At 43.2% G+C, this 22,056-nt stretch carries 16 protein-coding genes; all 16 read right to left on the reverse strand.

Annotated features, from left to right (window positions below):
- On the reverse strand, positions 1 to 3,330 hold the full coding sequence (gene drmA, locus KGMB01110_RS05020; protein ID WP_119297754.1) for a DISARM system helicase DrmA: 3,330 nt from the start codon (positions 3,328 to 3,330) through the stop codon (positions 1 to 3).
- A gap of 3 nt (positions 3,331 to 3,333) precedes the next feature.
- A complete protein-coding gene (locus KGMB01110_RS05025; RefSeq protein ID WP_119297755.1) occupies positions 3,334 to 5,991 on the reverse strand; it encodes a DEAD/DEAH box helicase in 2,658 nt (885 codons plus the stop codon).
- Positions 5,992 to 7,605: a site-specific DNA-methyltransferase gene (locus KGMB01110_RS05030; protein WP_119297756.1), complete on the reverse strand. Its 1,614-nt coding sequence runs from the start codon at positions 7,603 to 7,605 to the stop codon at positions 5,992 to 5,994.
- 19 nt (positions 7,606 to 7,624) lie between these two features.
- Positions 7,625 to 10,246 (reverse strand): DISARM system SNF2-like helicase DrmD, encoded by a 2,622-nt coding sequence (gene drmD, locus KGMB01110_RS05035; RefSeq protein WP_119297757.1) that lies wholly within the window; start codon positions 10,244 to 10,246, stop codon positions 7,625 to 7,627.
- Between the two features lie 5 nt (positions 10,247 to 10,251).
- Positions 10,252 to 11,532 carry a DNA cytosine methyltransferase gene (locus KGMB01110_RS05040; RefSeq protein ID WP_119297758.1) on the reverse strand — a complete coding sequence of 427 codons (1,281 nt, stop codon included), beginning with the start codon at positions 11,530 to 11,532 and terminating at the stop codon, positions 10,252 to 10,254.
- Positions 11,533 to 11,552: 20 nt separating this feature from the next.
- Entirely contained in the window at positions 11,553 to 11,780 is a 228-nt protein-coding gene (locus KGMB01110_RS05045; protein WP_119297759.1) for a helix-turn-helix domain-containing protein, read from the reverse strand.
- A gap of 273 nt (positions 11,781 to 12,053) precedes the next feature.
- Complete coding sequence (locus KGMB01110_RS05055) at positions 12,054 to 13,520, reverse strand: relaxase/mobilization nuclease domain-containing protein (RefSeq protein WP_119297760.1); 1,467 nt, start codon at positions 13,518 to 13,520, stop codon at positions 12,054 to 12,056.
- 61 nt (positions 13,521 to 13,581) lie between these two features.
- Positions 13,582 to 13,851 (reverse strand): protein BART-1, encoded by a 270-nt coding sequence (locus KGMB01110_RS05060; protein WP_118533245.1) that lies wholly within the window; start codon positions 13,849 to 13,851, stop codon positions 13,582 to 13,584.
- A gap of 100 nt (positions 13,852 to 13,951) precedes the next feature.
- Positions 13,952 to 14,284 (reverse strand): plasmid mobilization protein, encoded by a 333-nt coding sequence (locus KGMB01110_RS05065; RefSeq protein ID WP_119297761.1) that lies wholly within the window; start codon positions 14,282 to 14,284, stop codon positions 13,952 to 13,954.
- Positions 14,281 to 14,481 (reverse strand): hypothetical protein, encoded by a 201-nt coding sequence (locus KGMB01110_RS15265; RefSeq protein ID WP_243112682.1) that lies wholly within the window; start codon positions 14,479 to 14,481, stop codon positions 14,281 to 14,283. The genes KGMB01110_RS05065 and KGMB01110_RS15265 overlap by 4 nt, the downstream gene beginning before the upstream one ends.
- A gap of 203 nt (positions 14,482 to 14,684) precedes the next feature.
- Positions 14,685 to 14,939, reverse strand: coding sequence for a hypothetical protein (locus KGMB01110_RS05075; protein ID WP_119297762.1), 255 nt, complete (start codon positions 14,937 to 14,939; stop codon positions 14,685 to 14,687).
- Positions 14,905 to 16,146, reverse strand: a complete 1,242-nt coding sequence (locus KGMB01110_RS05080; RefSeq protein ID WP_055148789.1) for a tyrosine-type recombinase/integrase — start codon at positions 16,144 to 16,146, stop codon at positions 14,905 to 14,907. The genes KGMB01110_RS05075 and KGMB01110_RS05080 overlap by 35 nt, the downstream gene beginning before the upstream one ends.
- Before the next feature lie 151 nt (positions 16,147 to 16,297).
- On the reverse strand, positions 16,298 to 17,518 hold the full coding sequence (locus tag KGMB01110_RS05085) for a tyrosine-type recombinase/integrase (RefSeq protein WP_055148787.1): 1,221 nt from the start codon (positions 17,516 to 17,518) through the stop codon (positions 16,298 to 16,300).
- A gap of 84 nt (positions 17,519 to 17,602) precedes the next feature.
- Entirely contained in the window at positions 17,603 to 17,833 is a 231-nt protein-coding gene (locus KGMB01110_RS05090; RefSeq protein WP_008728422.1) for a helix-turn-helix domain-containing protein, read from the reverse strand.
- Positions 17,834 to 18,370: 537 nt separating this feature from the next.
- Positions 18,371 to 18,784, reverse strand: a complete 414-nt coding sequence (locus KGMB01110_RS05100) for a sigma-70 family RNA polymerase sigma factor (protein WP_119297763.1) — start codon at positions 18,782 to 18,784, stop codon at positions 18,371 to 18,373.
- A gap of 637 nt (positions 18,785 to 19,421) precedes the next feature.
- The gene (locus KGMB01110_RS05110) at positions 19,422 to 22,055 is read right to left on the reverse strand and encodes an ABC transporter permease (RefSeq protein WP_117658078.1); all 2,634 of its coding nucleotides are present in this window, start codon (positions 22,053 to 22,055) and stop codon (positions 19,422 to 19,424) included.
- Position 22,056 lies beyond the last annotated feature (1 nt).

Below are 22,056 nucleotides of genomic sequence, written 5' to 3' on the forward strand. Positions count from 1 at the left end.
TTACTCCTCCGTGTAATAGAACATATTTGCCGCGTTTTCCACTTCACGCATAGAGCTTAGTGTAGCCTTCTCAGTATCCTTACATGACTGTCCATAATAATTCATAAGGCGGTTATATTTATCAGTTCCATAAACATAGTACCGTAAAGGCTTGCCTTGTGCGGCCAGCATCTTCCACCAATCAATAAACTGGTCAATTTCATTCTCCGCATCCAGTCTTACTTCTGGTTTAACTATATTAATCCGGTCAAGGATTAAAGCCTTTATCTCGGACATTTGTATATCAGAAAGAGCTGCAATATCAGCTGCTCTTTCATTAGATGCCATTTCCGGATATTTTAACCGAATCGCAGAAATTATAAGAGCGTGCATTACACGGTCTCTTGCTCGCGCAGAGAACGGAGTTGCTGTTGTACCTTCAACAAACCTATATAGCTGCGAATGATAACCCGTAAAATTCTCATAATGTGATAAGTCGCGTGGACGATATGGGTTATAAAGCGTAAAAACAAGTCCTGGGAAAGCACGACCAATTCGGCTTGTTGCTTGAATATATTCAGAATTTTGCTTTGGCTGTCCGGTTACAACCATTAGCCCAAGGCGGTCAACATCCATACCGACCGCTATCATATTGGTTGCAACGGCTGTATCGAGACAATCCTTTGAATCACAAGTAGCCTCCAACTGTCTTAATTTATTCGGAATCTCGTAAGAAGACATTCTGGAAGTAATCTCCACCTTCTTGTTTAGATAACGAACCTTATCCATATTGTATTTCGTTTTAATTCGATAGATTCGTTTCGGAATGTCGTCTTGTAACAAGCGTACTGCACCGCCAAGTTCTCGAATACTGTTGTAATATCCCACCAAAGAATAATACGGGTCAATCACATTCTTGTATTCATCCCGCTGAGCAAGTTGATAAGAAGTCTGAAGAATGATTGCATACATTCTTAACAGTGTCGTCTTTACGGATTGACCTGGTGCGCAGACTCCAACATACTTTCGGAAAGGATCATCTTTAGTGGATATTTCATTGATGAAGAAACTGTCACCAATTTCAAACCCGTTAGGAGGAAACTGTGCAGTTGATTGTCGTGCATAAAGGCATCTTGTCTGCTCCGATGCGTTTTTAATGGTGGCAGTTGAAACCACATACTTCGGCTTAATCCTCTTATCGCCATAAGTACACATATCCTCAATAATGGTTTCGTATGCACCATAAACCGTTCCAAGAGGCCCCGTAATCAAATGAAGCTCATCTTGAATGATTAGCTCAGGTGGAAGAAACGGTCGAATCGGAGTTAATGTTGAAGCGGGAAGCTCTTGCGTCCTGTTGTGTCGTTTATGCTCTTCACCAATGGCAACATACCCATCACGGCTGCAAACCCTATCAACTCTTCCAAACAACGCATTTGTCTTAACATCCCAAGGAAGGCGGGCAAATTTATCAACAGTAGACAAAATAATTGTCGGACATTTCGCATAAATTTCCTCATCAACAAGATACACTGGAATCCGAATACGATCCTGTTTGTACTTATAAAACATACAATTTCTATCTGCGCAATAAATAGCAACAGATTTTCTATCAGGATCAATATAAAACTCATCTTCCGTAAGAGGTTTTCCGCAAAATGGGCAAGTCAACAGCTGCTTGTAAAGCAGATTTCGTTTTCTTCTTGCTTCGCCCGGCTTATCAGCTTTTTCTACTAATTCATCAAATTTGTTAGGTGTGACACCTCCACCTACCCAGAAACCAATACTAATAGGTTCCTTTCCATACTTAGGATATGTTTTTTGACGAATAAGTTCAGCAGCAACAACCATTTTCGTTATTCGATCTCTCTGCTGTGTTGTCAAAAGGCGTAACGTATAACGGAGCATTGCGGTAACTCCACCATCAGCGTTGTACTCAGATGCATCAGAAGCACGCAATCTTCGATTAGCAATCACAAACGCCATCAAACCCAAATATGCCTCAGTTTTACCGCCGCCAGTCGGGAAATACAGCAAATCGACTACATCCCGGTCCTTATGCTCTGGATTAACAATTCCACTCAAATTCATCAGTATGAAAGCAATCTGGAATGGTCTCCATCCAAAATCTGTATCAGGCTTTCTTGGGTCTACAAAATCTCTAAAGTTGCACTCTATGCCAGCGCCATGCTTTTTAGAATAGCTCATGATATTTCGCTGAAGTAACATGGAGCGGTTCATAAAGCAAAATGCATCAAAAGCGACTTCATCATTTGCAATCAATTCGATGCCTTCACGGATTCTATTCAACGCTTCGCTACAATGGGAAATTACCTTATCGCCAATTTTTTCTTTAAAATCAGCATTGGACATTTTATCATCCGAAATTAGTTTTTCATGAATCCATTTTCCATAAGAATCAGCCAAGACATTTAATCGCTCAAAGATACCCGCCTTGTTTTTGGTATTGGACATGAACCGCATTGAGAAAAAGAACTTATCAAACCCCTTCAAAGCAGCACTTACGCCAGGAAACTCATATTCTGGGATAAAATCCGATTTTACCCAAAAGGTTCTGCCTTCTACCGCATCATCCCATGTCGCAGCACAATTCCTGCCACGGCCTAAAATGGGACGCTGTTCAAAATAGAACTCATCTTCTGCAAGTACATCACGGCAAATATTCTCTGCAAAGAATACTCTATCTTCATTTTCCGAGTATGCCTTAAGTTCAACTTGGAACATCATTGATTCAACTTCGTTTTCGGAGTTTTTCCGTCTATTCATAACATAAGCTGTTACCAAGGAATATCCCGTTTTCAAAGGAATTCTGGAAATATGGACGATGACATTTGAATCTTCCTGAAGGCGTAATTCGGTATTTTTTTCAAACGAATCGAAATCGACAACGATTGTGGATGACATTGGCTGTCGGGTATAACTGGCATGGTTATACTCTTTGCCATCTTTTCCAACTCGCTTCTCAACCGAACGAACATAGTCGCCCCATTTTACATCAATATTGATTGTTTTCGTAGAGGAAGCAATATAGAAGCTTATGCCGATTGAAGTTGGCAACTTGAAGCTGGTGGTCATTATGGGTTCATTATCATCATCCTCGCCGGCGGTATAATCCTCAGAATCCCCATATGCGATATCAGAATCCACCTCTTGCTCTCCAGCAGTGGAAGCTTCTTTTTCTTCGGTCTGAGAAGCAAGCATTCCGATGATATATGAGCTTTTGGGGTTTTCGTCCAATATTTCATTCTCGGATTGCGGCCCCATCAAATCAGTTCTGAGTGCATTGATAATCTTTTGCCGCACTTCTGAATACTTAAATCTATCAGGCATTTTTTATCCCTCCTCGACCCTATGAGCTGTACCCAAAGTGTACTTGCAGGTGTTACCAAGTTTAATGTTGTCATCAGAAATCAAACGATACTCCCACACTTTGTGGTCCGGATCAGCCGTAGACGCAAAATGGCACCATTTGATTCCTTCGCGAGCTTTCGCAACCACATCATCTGCCGTCACTTCGTTAGAAGCCTTTACCTCTACCATAAATTTACCGCTCGTTGTTTCTACTAAGAAGTCAGGATTGTACTGTTGACCAGCTTGCCAGAAAAGTCCCAACTGATTCAACGGCGGTTTAATCCAGCGGATTACATCTGGATCTTCTTCAAGAATGATAGAAAACAAGCGTTCAGTATCACTGTCAAAAGCATTTTCTGTGTAGTAGGCTTTTTTGTACCCTGTGAACAAATATTTCTTGATGTTCGACTTATCGGTAAACGGCTTGTCAAAACGAACACGACCATCCTTTTTAACATTCTTGACAAACTTGCGGAACAGAATCAAGTCCTTCTGAACAATATGGATGTCCTCCGTCTTCCGTTCTGTGTGTTCAAAAATCTGTTTTCTAATATCCGATACAATCAAAGAGGCATAACGACGAACGATTTTCCGTTTATCCTCTTCATCGCCTTCAATTTGAGCAAGATACTGCTCTACCACATCAATGATAAAATCCGCATCTTCATAGGACAGTTCGCTAATAGAGTCAAGAAGCATACAAGCCAGTGTATTCAGAGCATCATCAACTTCCAGAATCTGCGCATCAACAGCAGTCAGAAGTTGCTGATTTATAGCATCAAATCTTTCGATTTTTGCCATAGCAACCTCAAAATCCGGTATTGTTCTCTTGACTACAAACCGCTTGAATTTCACTTCAGATGTCGTCTGAACCAAGATTTTCGGAACAGAGATTGCTTTACCAGAGTACTCTTTAATTTTCTGAACAAACTCATCCTTTGAAAGGGGCTTCTTTCCTTTGCTGATAGTTGAGGTTGTTTCCAGTGTCTCCGATGTTTCGTCATTCTTTTTATCAGGTTCACCAGTCTCCACATCGAAAAGCTGATCCAATGTCATCTGTTCATTTCCGTAAGAATCTGATTCTTTCTTCTTTGTAGCTCCAAATGCCTTCAGATAAGCCGCATACAGTTCCTTCTGTGTTTGAGTGTTGGTGTTGATTTCTGCGAAGGATTTTACACCTGCATCGGTTACAGCAAAATCGAAAATACTCAGCTGACCATCATCAACAGGACTGTTAATATCTACGGTATCCGAAGGCTCGACCACTGTTTTATCCAAGTCACGATATTTAAAAATGTCACTGTTTTTAATTTCATCAACCAACTCTCGGTAATGATCATGAGCAACAATGTCAAGGGTATCTATATCCTCATTACCCGTAGCACGCCCAAATGGCAGACGAAGTCCTCTTCCGATAGTTTGCATCGCTAAGATGTCACTCTTTGCTGCATTTAAAGGAATAATGGTAAAAAGGTTGTTAACGTCCCAACCTTCTTTCAACTTATAGACATGCAGGACAATCTCAACAGGATTTTGTGCGTTTTCAATCGAAAGCAGCAGTCGAATATTTTCCTCTGATTCATCACCCTTCATATTGGAATGAATCTCAATAACTTTCCCTTTATATTTACCGCCCAAGAAGCTATCACTATCAATCAATGCCCTAACTTCTTTAGCATGGTTTGTGTCACGGCAAGCAATCAAAACGATGGGTTTTACATACGGTAGTGCATTATCACCGCAGAACTGTCGAATGACACCTTTACGATGTTCATGAAGCGTCAAACCATCACGAATTTTCATCTCCTCGATGTCCTCGGAACTATAACCCGCCATGTTGGATCTTCCCATCACAACAGGCGTTTTCAGATAACCCTCTACTGCGCCTCTGGCAAGATCATAAGCATAGATTACATTATTGGCTGACTTTGGTGTTGCAGTAAATTCCAAGCCAAGCACCGGCTTTAAAAAGTTTATTGCCTTCATGGAAGCGGGCGCATAGTAACGATGTGCTTCATCCATACAGATTACCAAGTCATCAAAGCTGGACAGTACTTCAGCAAAGGACATCCCAAGGGTTTCCTTGAATTTATGGAAATTAAACTGGGAGTCCGTTTTACTATTAAATATCTTCCCGATATTAAAGATGAACAGCTCAATCTCAGAGCTTTTTTCAAACTGAAGACTCATCTGCTCATATCTAACTGGATATGAATCATAATTCTCGCCGTCATAAACCTTGGGTCTCCCCATTTCTGCCTCTAATCCCTTGAAAATATACTTAGGGTGATTGGGGTTCGACTCTTTCCTCAGTTTTTCATAGATCGTATTTCCGGGTGCCAAAATAAAGAAATGACGATACCCCTTGGTCTTATAGAGGTAATACATGCACGCACCCATCAGACGAGTCTTTCCAATACCCGTTGCCATGGCATAGCAGAACGATGGGAAATCAAATTTATCATCACCCCTTATTTTTCGATGCTTCTCACAATATTCCGTTGCTACAGCTTCAATCGCTGTCTTGCTGTCCTTCTTATAATCGCAGTGAGTACTGATTGCATCAAGATAGGAAAGCGCTTCCTGCTGGGGTTTACGCAGACTCATGGCGTATCCTATTTTTGTTACAATATCAGCCATTTATCGCACCTCACTTTCAAATGTACACTTGTCCAGTAAATCTTTCGGAATACGCCTTACTTCAATATTATCCGGCAACCTCAAATCAGACTGCACCTTTGTACTATATATCAACAGCGATTGATTCTCTCCGAGGGTCGTTGCAATAGAGCGAATATACTCACCGTTCACAAATTCTTTCGTAATATGGATGAACCGGTTTTCAGACGAATGTCCGTGATACACACCATCTGGTTTGTATTTGAATCCCTCAATCTTGCAAATAGCTTCACAAAGCATATCAAAGGTGTACTCTGGGTTAATCTGATAAATCGGCAAGCGCTTATTTTTTACTAACAAGCTTGGGGCAAGTTCATAAAAATGGTAACCACCACCACCTTGCCAATTCACATTTTTTGAAATCCCAGTCTTATCACCGTTGATTACATTGTCCATTCTTGTTTTGCATAGCGTATAAGCGTGTTCACCAAGTTCCACTCCAATCCACTTGCGGTTCATTTTATGTGCAGTAGCAATTGTCGAACCACTTCCTAAGAACGAATCTAATATCCAATCTCCTTCGTTAGAAAAATACCTTATAATCATTTCAATAAGTGCCTCTGGTTTCTTGCCTCCGCGAAATTCGACTCCTCCCTCATGTCTACAGTTACCAAAATTGCCGGCCATGTCATAGAATCCGTTTATCGGCTTCTTTCTTTTGACTTCTTCGCTTTCGAGTTTCTCCATAGGAACGCCTTGATAATACTTACCCTTAGTTGCTCCTGCTTTTTTAGGACCTGTAAAATAGCGATAATCATATCGGTCATCGCCTATCCCATAGATTTTATACATGACACCATAACCATCCGTATTATAGCGTCCGGTAAGGTAATCTCTAAAGAAGCGTCCGGAAGAATTACCATCTAAGATTGTCCCAGTTGCCCATATTTCCTTTAATCCATACTCATCACCCACGGTCTTTTTCACAATTTTGTACTCGTCTGAAGTGAATATAATGGCCTTTTTCCCGCCGATCTCTTCTTCATGTCCTTTCCCAATTTCTTTGACTTCATAAATAAACTTTTCAAATCCGACATCGTCATAATCAAAATTGGGAACAGCCCCGTAGTACTTTCTATAGACAAGAATCTGTTCAATTTCCTTATGAAAATCCATATCGGATTTCAATGTTTTATCAGGATAGCGCACACGAACATAAAGCGTAGTCAAATAATTATTGCGTCCAAAAATCTCATCAAGCAAAACCTTGATGTAATGGCTCTCCGAATCATCAATCTGGCAACACAAAAAACCGTCATCTGACAACAATTCCCTTAAAAGAATCAACCTTTGTCTCATCAGTGAAAGCCAGATACTATGCTCCAAATTATCATCATAATGTTCAAACGCACTTCCTGTATTATAGGGAGGATCTATATAAATGCACTTTATCCTCCCTGCAAAATCCTGCTGAAGTGCTTGCAGTGCAATTAGATTATCTCCATGGATCAGCATATTTTCGCTTCGAGGGTCTCCATATGATTTCTCTCGATCCTCCATCAAAATACGAGGCTCGATTACTTTATCATCATATTTTCCGACCCAGGTAAGTTCCAGTTTTCCCTTATGTTCCATTCCTGTGTCTCCTTATCTGTTAGAACTTTAGCACGACATTGACAAGCAAAATCGGCTGTATGTCAAATTGCTGGTTAAACTCAGCAATTTCTCTTTCGGCCTCCTCTTGGATGGAAGAGACTTTCTGATGGAATGATGTTTGAACCTTCTGAAGTTGTTTTTTCTTTTCATCAACTTTTTTGCGAATATCAACCTTCTCCAAAAAATCCTTTCCGGCAGTTGCCTCAGCAGACAGCTCATCAATTTCTGCATTCATCTCCGCGATCTGGATGTTCAACTGTTCTCTTTGAATATCAGCCCAGTTTTCCACCTTGCGTTTGTTATAGTCCATCACCGGCTTAGATGATGCCTGATACTTAGATAACATTTCTTGAACCAGTGTGTCATAAATATTCCTGTATGAAGCCAACTCTTCATCAGTAGGTTTGAAATATCTGACATCATCATCATTCACATTTTCAAGTGCCTGAACAATATCGTTTTCCGTAAAATCAATATACCGACCTTGTTCATCACAGAGAAGAAGAACAGGGAAAAGCATCTCATTGTTAGAATTACAAAATGCACCAACAAACAATGTCCCGTGTGAACCGAAGGTTCTTTCACCCCAGTTATCGATTTTCCAGTAGTTCAGATTACCTTCGACATCCGGTTCTGCTACTTGAGTCCAAAAATCGACTTGTTGCAGATACTGATCAATATCGTTTTTTGTCTTTTCCAAAGCGGCACCCTTCGCTGCATCGCTTTCTGTCATTAAAATAGAACGGAGTTGAACAGCTTTTTTGTTGCGTTTTGCGTCAATCTGTCTATCCAATCTGTCAAATGCTTTTTTGAATTCTGCCCTTGTTCCACAATTCTGATAAATTTCAAGAATTGTTTTTTCAAAACTTGTTCCCGATTCCAATGCACCAAGAGCAATATCGGAAGCTCCAAATACGCCATCAAATAGTTCAAACTTCTTGGATAGAATTTCGTAAACCCGGCGATCTGCTTCGTTGCCTGTGTTTAAAAGGTTGATAGCAACAACATCATATTTCTGCCCGTAACGATGGCAACGGCCAATCCTCTGCTCAATTTTCTGCGGGTTCCAGGGGAGATCGTAGTTAATAACAGTATTACAAAACTGTAAGTTCAAACCTTCCGAACCGGCATCTGTTACGATGAGAATTTTGGAGTGTTCCTTGAAGTAATCGACAATGGCATGCTTATATTCAACACTACGGCCATAGTTTGTCTTGCCAAAATTCTTAACCTGCCATGCACGGTATATTTCTTTTGTCATAGCATCATTAAAGTCGCCATTAAACAACAGAATATCATCTTCCTCGAATCCGTCTTTACGCAATTCAGAGGCAATGTATTTTTGAGTTCGCTTTGATTCCGTAAATACAACAACCTTTTGCGGAATATTCTGCTTTTCTTGATATTCAAAAGCCGTATGAATTGCAGTTTTTAAAGCTTTAACCTTTGCGTTGCTTTGAATACGGCTTGCTGTCTCGATGATTGCATCAACCTCGTCTATTTCCGCCTGGATCTGTTGTTTCTGGAAGAGAGTATCCTCGTCATCTATTTCCTCAAAACCGGATTCATCAATTTCGTCCTCAACAAAATTCCAGAATAGATCGAACCCATCTTGGGCGTTGGCTGACTTTGTACCCTCATATAACTTTTGAAGTCTATTCTTCAATACCTCAAAAGTTTCAATCAGAGCATAGCTCGATGATGCAAGTAACTTGCGGATAACCAATACAATAAGACCCTTATTCGCATTAGGGATTGAGTACAGTACATCTTTTTTTAGAAAGTTATTTACCCTCATATACAGTTCAACTTCGTCGGGCGAAAGAACGAAGTCAATCGTTCTACATTCCCTCTTTTTGAAATCCATATATTTTCCAACATCCCGTCGAAGTGTTCGATATAGAACCGGTATCAGTTCTCTTTTTAATTCTGTATAATCTTGTCCCTCAATAAATCTTTTGTTAAAGACCTTCTCGCTTCCAAAAATCCGAGGATCAATAAAGGAAATCAGCCCATGAAGATCCGAAAGAGAATTTTGCAACGGCGTAGCTGTAAGCAATATTTTGGGAATGCCTTTAGAAAGCTCATACAGTCGTTTTGCTCGTTTCGTTCCGTGAAATACATTGCGTAGGTTATGAGCCTCATCCATGATAATAAAATCCCACTTAACCTTAGGAAATCTCTGCATCAGTTTTGAAGAATAGTCATAGGAAGTAATAACAATTCTAACCTCATCTCTATTTTCCAAACAAGCCTTCCAAAAACTCAAATTACTCTCCACGGTAAGACGATCTAAGATTGATGCCTGGAGATTGAATTTCTCTTCGAGTTCAACTTCCCACTGTTTACGAAGGGTTGCTGGAAGTGCAATCAAAACATGTTTTGCTCCTGAATCCAAAACATACTTAAGTGTAAGACCCGCTTCTATGGTTTTTCCGAGGCCAACTTCATCAGCAAGGACAATACCTCCTGTTTTTAAAGCTTGAATTGCAGCGCAAAATGCATTGATCTGGTGAGGGTTGATCTCAATGTTCGCGTTCAACAAACATCGAAACGGAGACTCCTCCAATTCTGCTTTTTTGAATCTTCCGTATTGTTCTAAAAGCAAATTTCCTCCCATCGCAATCACCCCTGTCTGTGTTCTAATTGTTCAGCTATACCCAACGCTATTCCTTTTGCCATAAGAGGAGGCACAGCATTACCAACTTGAACAAATTGTGCTGTTCTTGGTCCTTCAAAATAATAGCTATCAGGGAACGACTGAATACGAGCTGCTTCACGCACAGTAATGGAACGGTGCTGTTCTATATCGGGATGAATAAAATAGTGTCCATCCTTTGAAAGGTGTGCAAGTACCGTATGACAGCAAGACTCATCTCCCTCAACTACCTTAAAGCGATCCACAAAAGAATGTCTATTTTTGTGCGTTTTCAATTCCTCAGGTAAGTCGTTATAATTAAGGCGCTTGTGTCCATTATTCCATAGCTCTATTGCTCGTTTGTATATTTCAATATCCCGTTCTTTATTAGGACGACTCTTATGAAGCGTGAGGACATCATCCACTGTTCTAACTTCTGTCTCAGATACACACTTGCTCCATGTTTTAGTTCTGTATTCGGATGACCCAAGACCTGGCTTTAATTTAGGAAGGTCGGACAGCAAATCATTCACAGTAAATGGGCTTTCCTTTTTCAAAAACTCCGGATATGCCATCCCGCTGTTTTTTAACCAGCCAACAATTATCATTCTTCGGCGATTCTGCAAAACTCCAAAGCTCTTAGAATTTTGCTCATGCCACTCTATCTCATAACCAACTCTCCGAAGATATTTTTTCAAATTTTTAAAGGTTGTCCCCTCATTTGCAGATGAAATACCCATCACATTTTCAAAAACAAACATTCGAGGCTGATAGCGTTTCAAAACTCTCGCATATAATTTATAAAGCTCATTTCTTGGATCTTCAGACATTGGATGATCCATGTGACTACTCTGGGCACGTCCAACAAGTGAGTATGCTTGACAAGGTGGTCCTCCTATTACTACATCTACGCTTTGCATATTGCGAAGTTTCATAATCCCATCTATTGTCTTAAAAATTCCAGGAAGCGTATCATTCGACATTGTTTCACAGATTACTGTTTTTGTTATTCGATTAGGTATCTTTTCCAAAAAAGCGTCGCGTGTTATTTCCCCACGTAAATACTGATAATAAATATCTAACTGTTTAACTTGCTTCAAATAATAATAAGCACTTCTTGTAACTAATGTTTGCGCTGCGAACGAATTCATTTCTACATGAGCAATAGGATTAAACCCTGCTTGAATAAAGCCTTCAGAAAGCCCACCGGCTCCCGCAAACAAATCTATAAAATTATACTTGCCCTCGGCGGGGATTCTATTCGGCATAATGATTCTCCTACTCCATTTTATTTTTCTTGTTCAAAGGTAAGCCAACTACTTTCAATCGGTTCATAGTCGACATTATGCATTTCACAAAATTCCTTTATTTGTCGCATTGTAGAGATGTTAGGTTTGCTTCTTCCGGTTTCCCATCGACTCACGGTTGTTAAATTGACACTAAGTTCTTTCGCAAATGCCTCTTGTGAAAAAAACAGGCGTTGCCTTGTTCGCTTTATAGTCTCTGCAAATGTCATATTGGTCGTCTCCTTGTATCTAAATGCACATATCTACCGCATTATTTTAGCATCAATTAGGCGTTTGGTCAATGAGTCAAACTCTTCTGCAAGCAGGGCTTTCGTGACACGAAAGCGATTTTCTGCTTGTTGGGGAAATTCCCCAATCCCCATAAAACGCTGCCTGCGGCATCGGGCTGCGCATCCGTTTCGAATGCTTTAACGGCAGTTCCTGCCAAAGAAAAAAGCCCGGTGCAGCATGAGCATTACACCCACACTGCACCGGACTTTCCATCATCGACTACTCTGTCTATTTTCTTCTTCCTGCCGCACTTCCTGCTCATGCAGCTGCTCTTTTTTCTGCTCGTCCTCTTTCAGGATTTCCTGCACAATCTTCTGCGCCACAAGCCAATCCTGCATTTCCGCTTTGGTCTTGCGGTACTCTGCATAGGAGCTTTTCTTTCGTTCCAGAAGCATTGAATACTCTGTGTTCAGCTCGCTGATGCGCGGGAGCTTTTTGTCAGAACCGTTCTCTTTCTTATAGGCATCAAATGCCTTTTTCGCTGCGCTGCGTAAGACCAGCGAATCCCGATGAGCTTCATAGAACTCCCGATTGTAACCGGATGCCTTATACGCAGCAAAAACATCTTTTGTCTTGGCATAATTGATTAGATGCTTCCGCAGCACCGACACTTCCGACATCCGTGCCTCATCTGCTTTTACAGATTCCAGCAGCGCATCGCATTTTTCAGAAATTCCATCTGCCTTTTCCTTCAGCTCTGCATAACTCTTGATTCCATGCTCTTCCATGAACATCATCGCTTTCGCCATCTGCTTCAGGTTAAAGACTTTTGCCCAGCGCGCATATCCCGCGCCTTTGCCTGCCTGCATTTTGGCACAGATATCAATAAGGAACGACAACTCCTCCTTCTGATGCACCTGCGCCGACCGTGCGCTTGTGCGGGTTTTCTTTGCAGATTTGCTTTTATGGACCGCATTCCCGGCAATCACTTCACAGAGTTCTTCAACCGAATATCCTTTGCCAAGAGAGCGAAAACGAGCAAATCTGGCGTGGCCTTTTCCCCGCAGTGCAGGCTGTTTTCCATCTTTATATTCGTATCCTGCTTCCCGCAAAATTCCAATCAGTTCCAGGAAGTCTTTCGGTTTTCTTGCCAATGCTGCATCAATGAACTCGCAGATTTCATCCCGCTGCGATTTTTTCTCCGGGTATTCCGTTCTCTTCTGTCGCTCCCCATAGGGCTTCCGGATAATGACCGACAACCGGTGTTCCAGACAGACGATATCACTGAGCCTTGCCAGTGCAAGACCGGACAGTCGAAAATCTCGGAATTTCCTGGCGCAGTCTAATGTAGTGGAATTAAAAATAATATGGTTATGAATGTGCACACGATCAACATGGGTAGCCACGATAAATGCGTGTTTTCCCTTGGTGAATCGCATGGCTGTCTCATACCCGACCTTGTTCGCCTCCTCCGGCGTGATTTCTCCGGGCTTAAAGGATTGCCGAATCTGATATGCAATCACATCATGCGCCTGGGTTCTACCGGTGATATGCTCATACTGCCGTTTAGAAAGCAGAAATTCTTCATCACAGGTCTTTGCGTCACAGGCATACGCGCTGATATATTTTCCATCTTCCGTCTTTGCTGCATTCTCAGAATAATCAGTACGGTCAGCCAGACACTGCGCTACCGTCTTTCCTTTATTGATATGCAACGCAATTAGTCTTGTAGCCGCCATTTTTCATATTCCTCCATCTAAAAAGAGCTACCCGAAGGCAGCTCTTACCAATTCACTATTCTCATTTTAACATCCGTTCCCGATCATAAGCTCCCTGCAAATAAACGGCCTGCTTGATGATTTCTTCCATGTCAAAATAGATGCACATGATGCTTTCGTATAGCTTCCACACATTAGATTCGCTGCCGCCCACCATTTCCATCAGCTGGTCTTCCATCTTCGATTGCTCAGACTGTTTTTCCTGATAAGCAGTCTCATCCACAAAATGATTCTCTCCATCTGTTTCCTCGTATCGTAAATCATAATAATCTTTCATAAACTGAATATCCATCAAATCCCTCCTGAACTCAAATTGTCAAAACATCCTCTACACGCTCACACAGCCGTTTCATCTGTGCCGTGTGCTGTAGAAATCCCGCACATTTGCGCCGTCAGCGAATACCAGAAAGCCTCTTCAGGATCAGCTTCTGCATCTCCCAGAGTTCACCCAGTCGCTTCTGCAAATCCCGGATATCCTCCGCATAGATGCTTCCGGATTCATTGGCTCGTTTTGCGTACTGGTTCAGGTTGTTGCTGCATCGGCGAAGAAGAGTGGATACCTGCGCCACATCTGACAAATCAAGATTTACGCAGTACCCGTCCATCGCCATTTTTCTCATATAGGCACCGGTATTGCAAATCCCTAATTCCTTCTGCTTTTCACGAATCCTCCCCAGCTCTTCCGGGTTTACCCGGACATTGATCCAGTGTTCCCGAACACTCATAGTGCCACCTCCTCATCATCTCGATGTGTCATCGGCGGAATGCGACCTGCACGGTCACGCAGCTCTGCCAGTTCTGCCTCCTGTAACAAACGGATCGAACCAAACTCCTGGTTATCAAACACCTCCATCATTTGCCTCGACTGTCCGCCATGACTGCCCACATCGGTGTCATGGGTCTTCTGATTGAAATCCATCATACCTGTTACCTCCTACTCAAATTTGTCTCGCCGGATTTCGGGCGAAAAAAATAGAGCCTCGACCCATTCTCGTTTCCAAAGAATGAGCCAAGGCTCTATGTAAATCAGTCAAGTATGTGTTCGTCCGTCGATGGCAAAATTGGACTTCATTTGCTCCTATTGTCCACCAGTAATTTGACCACTATAAACCCATAAATTTCCGTTCAAATTCCATCAAAACCGAACAGTCCAGACAGAATTTTTGGCATAGAAAAAGCCCGGAAAATGACGTATTTCCGGGCTTTTTTAGCATTTTTAAGTTGCAAATTATCGCTTGCTGAACTGCGGAGCTCTACGAGCTGCTTTGAGACCGTATTAAACATCTCTATGGTGCGTTTTTCCTTGATATTACGGGCTTTTTCGCATTTTCTGTTGTCAGTTGTCCTATTCCTTAACCATAGAAATCGGTGATTTTTCATCGAAATTCTCCTGGTTCAAAGCATCATTCACTACCTCGAAAAGTTCCTCTGGTTTATTATACTTGACCCTCGCGTAAATGTCCATAGTTGTCTTACTATTCTCATGCCCTGCCAGGTACTGAACTGTCTTAGGGTCAACGCCCGCATAGAGCAGATTCGTGATGTAGGTATGCCGCAACAAGTGCGGTGTTACATCGAAATTCAGGGTATAGCGAATCTTGGGATTGTTCCTCTGCGTTGTTCCTAATGTCGGCTTGACGGTATATTTGATGCTCTGTCCATTCACATATTTATAGTAAGTTCTCTCTTTCGCAGAACGAACAACTACATACTGCCAAACTCTCGTAAACTGAGAATAGGAAAGCGGCTGTCCCTCACTGTCCGCAATCACATACTCCGATATGGAATTGGCTTTTGCTTCCCGCAGGCAGTCCACCAGGCACTTCGGAATGGGAATGTCCCTTTTAGCTGCTTTTGTCTTTAGAACGGTAGAAATCACCGGCCTGTTATGCTCCGCGCGCCATGCACGTCTCACGGAAATGTATGGTGTGGATTCATCCAGGAATACACAATCCCATTGCAATGCAAGAATTTCTTCCCGACGCAAGCCGGAATACAAACCAATCATAATAAAAAGATATGGCGGAAGCTCTTTCACCGTATCCAACAGAACCGCAACCTGTTGATCTGTTAAGGCATCTTTCTTTTTCGATGCTTTTCCGCCCTTTGCTGAAATTCCCACACATGGATTATCGGTTATCAGCTGACTGCGCTCTGCCGAATAAAACACACACTTAATCAGCATATTTACCGTATCATACAGTCCTTTCGATTTTTGAGACAGCGGAACAAGCGTCAGACGAATATCATCCGCAGTCACTTCCTCCATATACATATCTCCCAGAGAGCTAATGACATAATTCTTCATATTCTGTCTGTATCCTTTTATAGTAGCCGTAGACACCTTTGCTGACTGCATCAGCAGCCATTTCTCACAATACTCGGCAACCGTTGGATGCTTTCGGTGAAAGATGATCTCATCCACCTGTCTCCGGGCCTCCAACTGCTTTTCATATAATTCTTCACAGGTGGTCGCATATAAGCTGACCTGCTTTCCATCGGCATCTGTAATTCTGGTTCTGTAATACAGTGTTCCTTTTCTTGTAACCGTTCCGTACTCTGGAACGCTTTGTTTTTTCTTAGCCATACAAATCTTCCTTTCCTGATAATGAGTGTTCTTAAATTCACACCTTCTTTTTATCAGAAAGCACCCACTTAATCAAAGATACGGATTATGTAAAACAAAGAGCGAGACATCCTTGCCTCGCTCCAGCTTTGTTTCCTACTCTTTATAATTGTTATGCCTGTGCTGCATCCCACTGGGCAAATGCACCACCCATTGTTCTTACCAGCTCATCCGGTCTGTTGTATTTAACCTTTGCGTAAATATCCATCGTAATTTTACTACTCTCATGCCCCGCCAGGTATTGAACCGTTTTCGGGTCCACGGACGAATGAATCAGATTCGTAATGTATGTATGCCGCAGCTGATGCGGTGTCACTTCAAAATCCAAACTGTAAATCACTTTGCCGTTATGCGCTGCCTTTTCACCGAGGACTGGCGTAACCGTGTGCTTTACACGCTTTCCATCCTCGTAGCGATAATAGAAACGCTCCTTGACTGTTCGGGTTACAATGTACTGCCAGAGCCGCTTGAACTGTGTATAGGACAACGGATCACCATCCCGGTTCGGCACCACATATTCTGACTGTGAATTAGCTTTTGTCTCTTTCAGACAGTCCGCCAGGCAAACCGGCAACGGAATATTTCGATGCGCGGCTTTCGTTTTCAGCTCATCCAGAATCACCGGTCTGTTATTTTCCGTGTGCCATGCCCTGCGTACCGTTAAATAAGGGCAATCCACATCCAGATATACAGAATCCCATTTTAGGGCAAGAATTTCTTCTCGCCGCAATCCTGCATACAGCCCTAACATGACAAATACATACGGCGGAAGTCCCTGAATGGCATCCAGCAGTCTGGCGGCCTGTTCATCTGTCAATACAGCTTTGTCCTTTTGCGGAATGCCTCCGCCTTTGGCCGTAAGGTAAATCGTTGGGTTGTTATCAATAATCTTACTTTCCTTTGCTGCCCGGAAAATAGATTTATACAGGATAACCACTGACTTATATACCGAAGCGGACTTCTCAGAAACAGGAACAAGTGCAAGCTGAATGTCATCCAGTGTCACATCTGCCATCCGCATCTGCCCCAGTTCTTTTATAATGTGCCGTCTGACCTTTGATGTATAATCTATCAGCGTGGTTGCCCTCACATGAACCGACTGCATCAAAAGCCATTTTTCACAGTAGTCTGCAACCGTCGGGGATTTCCGGCAGAATGTATCGTTGTCGATCTGCTCTAATGCACCCAACTCTTTATCATATAATTCTTCCGGTGTTCTCGCATAAAGGGCCACCAGTTTTCCATCTGCGTTCTGAACCCGCGTTCTATAATAATCTATGCCGTTAAGCGTAACTGTACCGTATTGTGGAATTGCTCTTTTTCTTTTTGCCAATTCCGCCACCTCCTAAGAATATACTCCAGCGCTGTATCTATGTTTTATCAAACCATTCCGATTCCGGCAAGGATACGGACCGGCTCACACTCCAGCTCTGCGAGGTTTACGATAAGTTGCGTTCTTTTCTGCTGGCTTTGCTCTGTGGGTGCATTTTGCGATATACTCCTGAAGGCCAGCTGAAGTAAAGTACACACAGCCATTCTGCACATATTGCACATAAGAAATAAGACCATTGTTACGGGCCGCGTCCAGCGTTGCAATGCTGATACCTAAAATTTCTGCTGCTTCTTTTCGTGTAATAAGTTTTTCCATAAAGCATATTTCCTCCAATCTGTCAAGTTTGTCATCGTATTTGTTCAAAGCCACATGAATACGCTGGCAGCCGAAACTGCCAGCGCATGGTATCTGATTTTGAACAGGAAGCTGCAAACGCTTCCTATTTATATAACTCAGCTTTCATCACATTTGCCACGCCCCCTGACGATGGGAACACAACAGGTCTCCGCTGGCGCGGCTGTCATAACTCCGCAGCATCGTTCGTATCGTGTGCCGCAGGGTTCCCCCCAAGTCTTTGGCGGGCCGTGAGGAAGTATCTTTAAGCCCCCATGCAGTCATCGCGCCGAATCTGCCACAATCCGTTTTATGAAATCGTAGATCGCTCCGAAGAAGTCTTTTCATCACCTCCCTAACTGCTCCATCTTCGCGGCGTTTCATATTCGCTCGTACATGGGTTATGTACCTGTTGTGCTGTCTATTCGATTGTCAATGTACTGATGAAGGAGGAAAACTTGTCCTTCTTATTAACACTGACAAAAAAGGCAAAAAACAGGCGCATCAAATGAAATTTTATCAAAAATATTTTACAAGCTGCTTTAATCCACGGCGGATACTGTCTCGGACACGGCTTGGGTCTACACCTTCTACTTCGGCAATTTCATTTACCGTCATTCCCAGATAGTATCGGGCATAAATTCGCTTTGCCTGTTTCTCCGGCAGCTTCATCACAGCGGCATAAACCTGCTCCTGAAACTGTTTTTCCTCCAGAAGCATCTCCGGCGCCTGGGGCTTCAGCAGGATCGCATTTTCAATGCCGTTGTCGCAGTCCAAAGAGTAGTGCGCCTTATAGCGATACATCCTCCGGTCATAAGCAGCTTCTGCACGCTCAGCAGAACGAATCGTCTCCAGCACATCTTCTGTTACTTCTACAAAGTGATCGGTTTTATAAACATCGGGATACAATTCCCGGAGATTGACTTTCTTCATTATGTACCTCCATTTCGATTCACGGGCGGTTGACGAGTGAATCGAAATGAGGCGGGGATCGACAGCGACATACTTCGCACGCCTTCCCGAAAAATCGACAGCAAAAAACGCCAACTCCCCATAACGGGAAATCGGCGCAACAAAAATACCTACTATTCTGCTGATTTAGATGGAACGATAATACTGATAGATAGTCATACTCCCCCGGAGGAGGGGCAAGACTTTTTTTAGCTGGTGTAACTCATGGCTATTGTGAATGACAAAAATTGACACGGCGGCATCCTCCTATGTGCCGCCGTACCAGATTACAGGGTGTAGGGTCGTCGTTCATTTTAGATAGACGAAAGGAAACGGCGGCTCTGATTTTTTCAAAGCCACCGTTGCAAAGTGCATAACAATATAGTCGCTGTGCGATGGCTTTTTTTCTTTTGCCATCGTGCGGCAACTTTTTCACTTTTCTTTTATCTTAACAGGCAATCCTCACAGAAATGTCACGGACATACTCCATTTCGACAAAATAACAAGCTGAAATCTCACCAATCTGTGAGATTTCAAATTTTTTGAGGAAAGCCGAGAGGAAATGCCTCCTCCCGGCTTTCAATAGGTTTATGATTATCTATTGTAGCAATCTCTGTCGTTACTCCGAAGTCCTCAGCCGCTCCACCACAGTTCCCTTGTTAAAGAAGTGGAGAACGATCAGCGGAATAACCGCAGCCAGCAGCAGATAAAGCACACCAATGACCAGAACCGGAACCAATGTAATATTCAGAGTAAAGAACCACATGGAAGGGCCATTCAATGCGCTCTTTAGCACTGTGACTGCCAGGATCGCTGCGACTGCTCCGCCGATAATGTCCGCACCTACGGCATAGTAGATGCCCTCATAGACCGTCAAGCGGCGAAGCTGCTTGCCGGTCATACCGATGCTCTGCATGGTAGCAAACTCATGGCGGCGGGTGATGATGTTGGTAATAATCATGTTGGCAAAGTTAATCAGTCCTGCAAAGGCCATGATGCAACCAATCAGACCGCCGATAACCAGGATCATGCTGCGGACCGAATCAAGCTGCTCTTTCAACAGCTTGGTGGAAGTATAGGCAACCGAAGTATTTTCACTCACATAGCTGCTCAAAAATTCTTCCATCTGCGGCTGCAAGGCTTCATCCACATTGAATCCATAAGTCAGCAGCGTGGGAGCGTCATAGATTTCCTTAAATACAGTGTCCGGCAGATACACAAAAGGAGCATCAGCGGCGATGTGCGCCTGGGCGGTGGTGCCTGTCGGCGTTTCGGTTTCCGTTCCCACGAGGATCGCTTTTGCAAGGATAGTGCTGGTTTTGACCAGTTCCCCATCCTTGTAGAAGGAAATGCTCTCTCCAACCTGTAACTGATCGGTCAGCGGAGTGTTCCTTGGTTCCTCTGTCAGTTTGTCCATGGGGCAGCCAATAATGACATATTCTCCGGTAGCCATTTTCTGCGTTAAGGTTTCGGCATCTTTTTCGCCTTCAAAAATACGCATATCAGCCCAGAAATTTTCGGAGGCCCCCATCACATTGCCAAAATAGCGCCTTTCGGTATCAGAACTTGTGTACAGGCTATATCCCTGATAGCTTTGATTTACGACGCCTTCTTCCTCATGAAACAGCTCTATGCCGCTTAAATCTTCAAACCCATAGTCAACCAATACATTTCTATCGTCTTTTGTATTTCGGTAGAGATAGCGTTCATCCTCAACTCCGGGCTGTCCGGCAATCAGATCCACCGCCTGTTGTGAGAGCGTATCTTTATGGTGCTGAACGCTTTCCATTACATTAAATGCGGCTGAGTTATAGACATTAAAATCTGTTCTGGTGACACGGTTTACCCACTTTTCTTCATCAAGGCTTTGCGTCACAATGATGATAGAGTTAAACAGGACGATGCACAGAAGCAGGGAAATAATGATGAACGCTGAACGCCGACGATTGCGGCCCAGGTTGGAAAAGGCCATACGGGACAGCTTTACCCCATTGGTTCGCTTGGCACTTCTCTTTTTATAGGCGTTCTGCTCGGTGTAGCGAATCGCCTCCAGAGGAGAAATCTTTGCCGCCTTTTTTGCAGGCTTCCTGGTGCTGATAAACACGGTCAGGATTGTAAAGAGAGCGGCGATAACAAAAATTAGCGGCGAGGTCGATACGGATGTACCCACCATAGAGTATTCAAGGTTAATGATCTCTGTCACGATAGGAAGCAGCACCCAACCGGCAAAGAAACCGGCGATCAGACCAATAGGCAGTCCGATCAGCGTGAGCCAGACCGCCTGACGGTTCACAATGCCCTTGATCTGCCGTGTGGAAGTGCCAATCGTCCGCAGCAGGCCGTATTGACGAACATCCTGCATCACAGAAATATCAAAGATATTGTAGATCAGTAGGTATCCGCACACGACAAACATCAGGATAAATACAACAGCAAACACGATGGACTCTGATGAAGTCAATCCCTGGGACATTTGATTTTCAGAGGCGAGAATGAAATTGTCTGCGCCCATATCCTCTGGATTGCCGCCAATGGAGTAAACGAACTCATTCAACTGCTGCTGAACATTTTCTTTATTCTTCAGCACGACATCGGAAAAAGTAACGCCGGACATTTCATGGTCTACCGCATAAGTGTTCTGGACCACATCGGGGTTTTCCTTTATAAACTGCTCTGAAACAGTCGCAACGCTCACAGAGTCATTGCTTGCTTCCCACCAGCCGGAAAGCACCATATCATAATGATAAGTTTTCCCCCGCAGTTCAAATTCCAGCGGAACCGCTGCGCCAATCTTTGGTTCTACACCCAGCGCCTTCAGCGCCAAATCCGTGGTGGCGATCTCATTCGCTTTCTCCGGTGCAGCTCCGTGAGTAGGCACACAGAAGGTCAGCTCCTGCTGCACACTGTCCGCATAATTAATCTCAATGGAATGGCTGGAAGTATTGCTTGCATAGCCAATGATGCGCCGGTGACCTGCCTGCTCCACAAAATCGCTGTTTACAAGCTGCTCGTACTGTTCCTCCGTCATATATCCTAAAGTGCCATCCGCCTTGCTGCCTTTCTGCATTTGCAGAGAGAGCTGGATGGAGGACGCCATATTGAACGCCAGGGAAGTGATAGAGGTAAATAGGAAAGCAGTCAGGATAATTGCCAGCAGTGCAGCCAGATTGCGTACCTTATTCTTTTTGAAATAGCGTTTGGATAGCTTGGTAATTACTTCGGAATTATTGTTGCCAAATAAAATGTCATTCATA

This window comes from Mediterraneibacter butyricigenes, assembly GCF_003574295.1.
GTDB classification, from domain to species: Bacteria; Bacillota; Clostridia; order Lachnospirales; family Lachnospiraceae; genus Mediterraneibacter_A; species Mediterraneibacter_A butyricigenes.

What these genes read in the sequence shown, in the direction of transcription:
- drmA (WP_119297754.1), bottom strand. Translation starts at nt 3,330, where the DNA reads ATGCCTGATAGATTTAAGTATTCAGAAGTGCGGCAAAAGATTATCAAT.
- KGMB01110_RS05025 (WP_119297755.1), bottom strand. Translation starts at nt 5,991, where the DNA reads ATGGCTGATATTGTAACAAAAATAGGATACGCCATGAGTCTGCGTAAA.
- KGMB01110_RS05030 (WP_119297756.1), bottom strand. Translation starts at nt 7,605, where the DNA reads ATGGAACATAAGGGAAAACTGGAACTTACCTGGGTCGGAAAATATGAT.
- drmD (WP_119297757.1), bottom strand. Translation starts at nt 10,246, where the DNA reads ATGGGAGGAAATTTGCTTTTAGAACAATACGGAAGATTCAAAAAAGCA.
- KGMB01110_RS05040 (WP_119297758.1), bottom strand. Translation starts at nt 11,532, where the DNA reads ATGCCGAATAGAATCCCCGCCGAGGGCAAGTATAATTTTATAGATTTG.
- KGMB01110_RS05045 (WP_119297759.1), bottom strand. Translation starts at nt 11,780, where the DNA reads ATGACATTTGCAGAGACTATAAAGCGAACAAGGCAACGCCTGTTTTTT.
- KGMB01110_RS05055 (WP_119297760.1), bottom strand. Translation starts at nt 13,520, where the DNA reads ATGGCGGCTACAAGACTAATTGCGTTGCATATCAATAAAGGAAAGACG.
- KGMB01110_RS05060 (WP_118533245.1), bottom strand. Translation starts at nt 13,851, where the DNA reads ATGGATATTCAGTTTATGAAAGATTATTATGATTTACGATACGAGGAA.
- KGMB01110_RS05065 (WP_119297761.1), bottom strand. Translation starts at nt 14,284, where the DNA reads ATGAGTGTTCGGGAACACTGGATCAATGTCCGGGTAAACCCGGAAGAG.
- KGMB01110_RS15265 (WP_243112682.1), bottom strand. Translation starts at nt 14,481, where the DNA reads ATGATGGATTTCAATCAGAAGACCCATGACACCGATGTGGGCAGTCAT.
- KGMB01110_RS05075 (WP_119297762.1), bottom strand. Translation starts at nt 14,939, where the DNA reads ATGAAAAATCACCGATTTCTATGGTTAAGGAATAGGACAACTGACAAC.
- KGMB01110_RS05080 (WP_055148789.1), bottom strand. Translation starts at nt 16,146, where the DNA reads ATGGCTAAGAAAAAACAAAGCGTTCCAGAGTACGGAACGGTTACAAGA.
- KGMB01110_RS05090 (WP_008728422.1), bottom strand. Translation starts at nt 17,833, where the DNA reads ATGGAAAAACTTATTACACGAAAAGAAGCAGCAGAAATTTTAGGTATC.
- KGMB01110_RS05100 (WP_119297763.1), bottom strand. Translation starts at nt 18,784, where the DNA reads ATGAAGAAAGTCAATCTCCGGGAATTGTATCCCGATGTTTATAAAACC.
- KGMB01110_RS05110 (WP_117658078.1), bottom strand. Translation starts at nt 22,055, where the DNA reads ATGAATGACATTTTATTTGGCAACAATAATTCCGAAGTAATTACCAAG.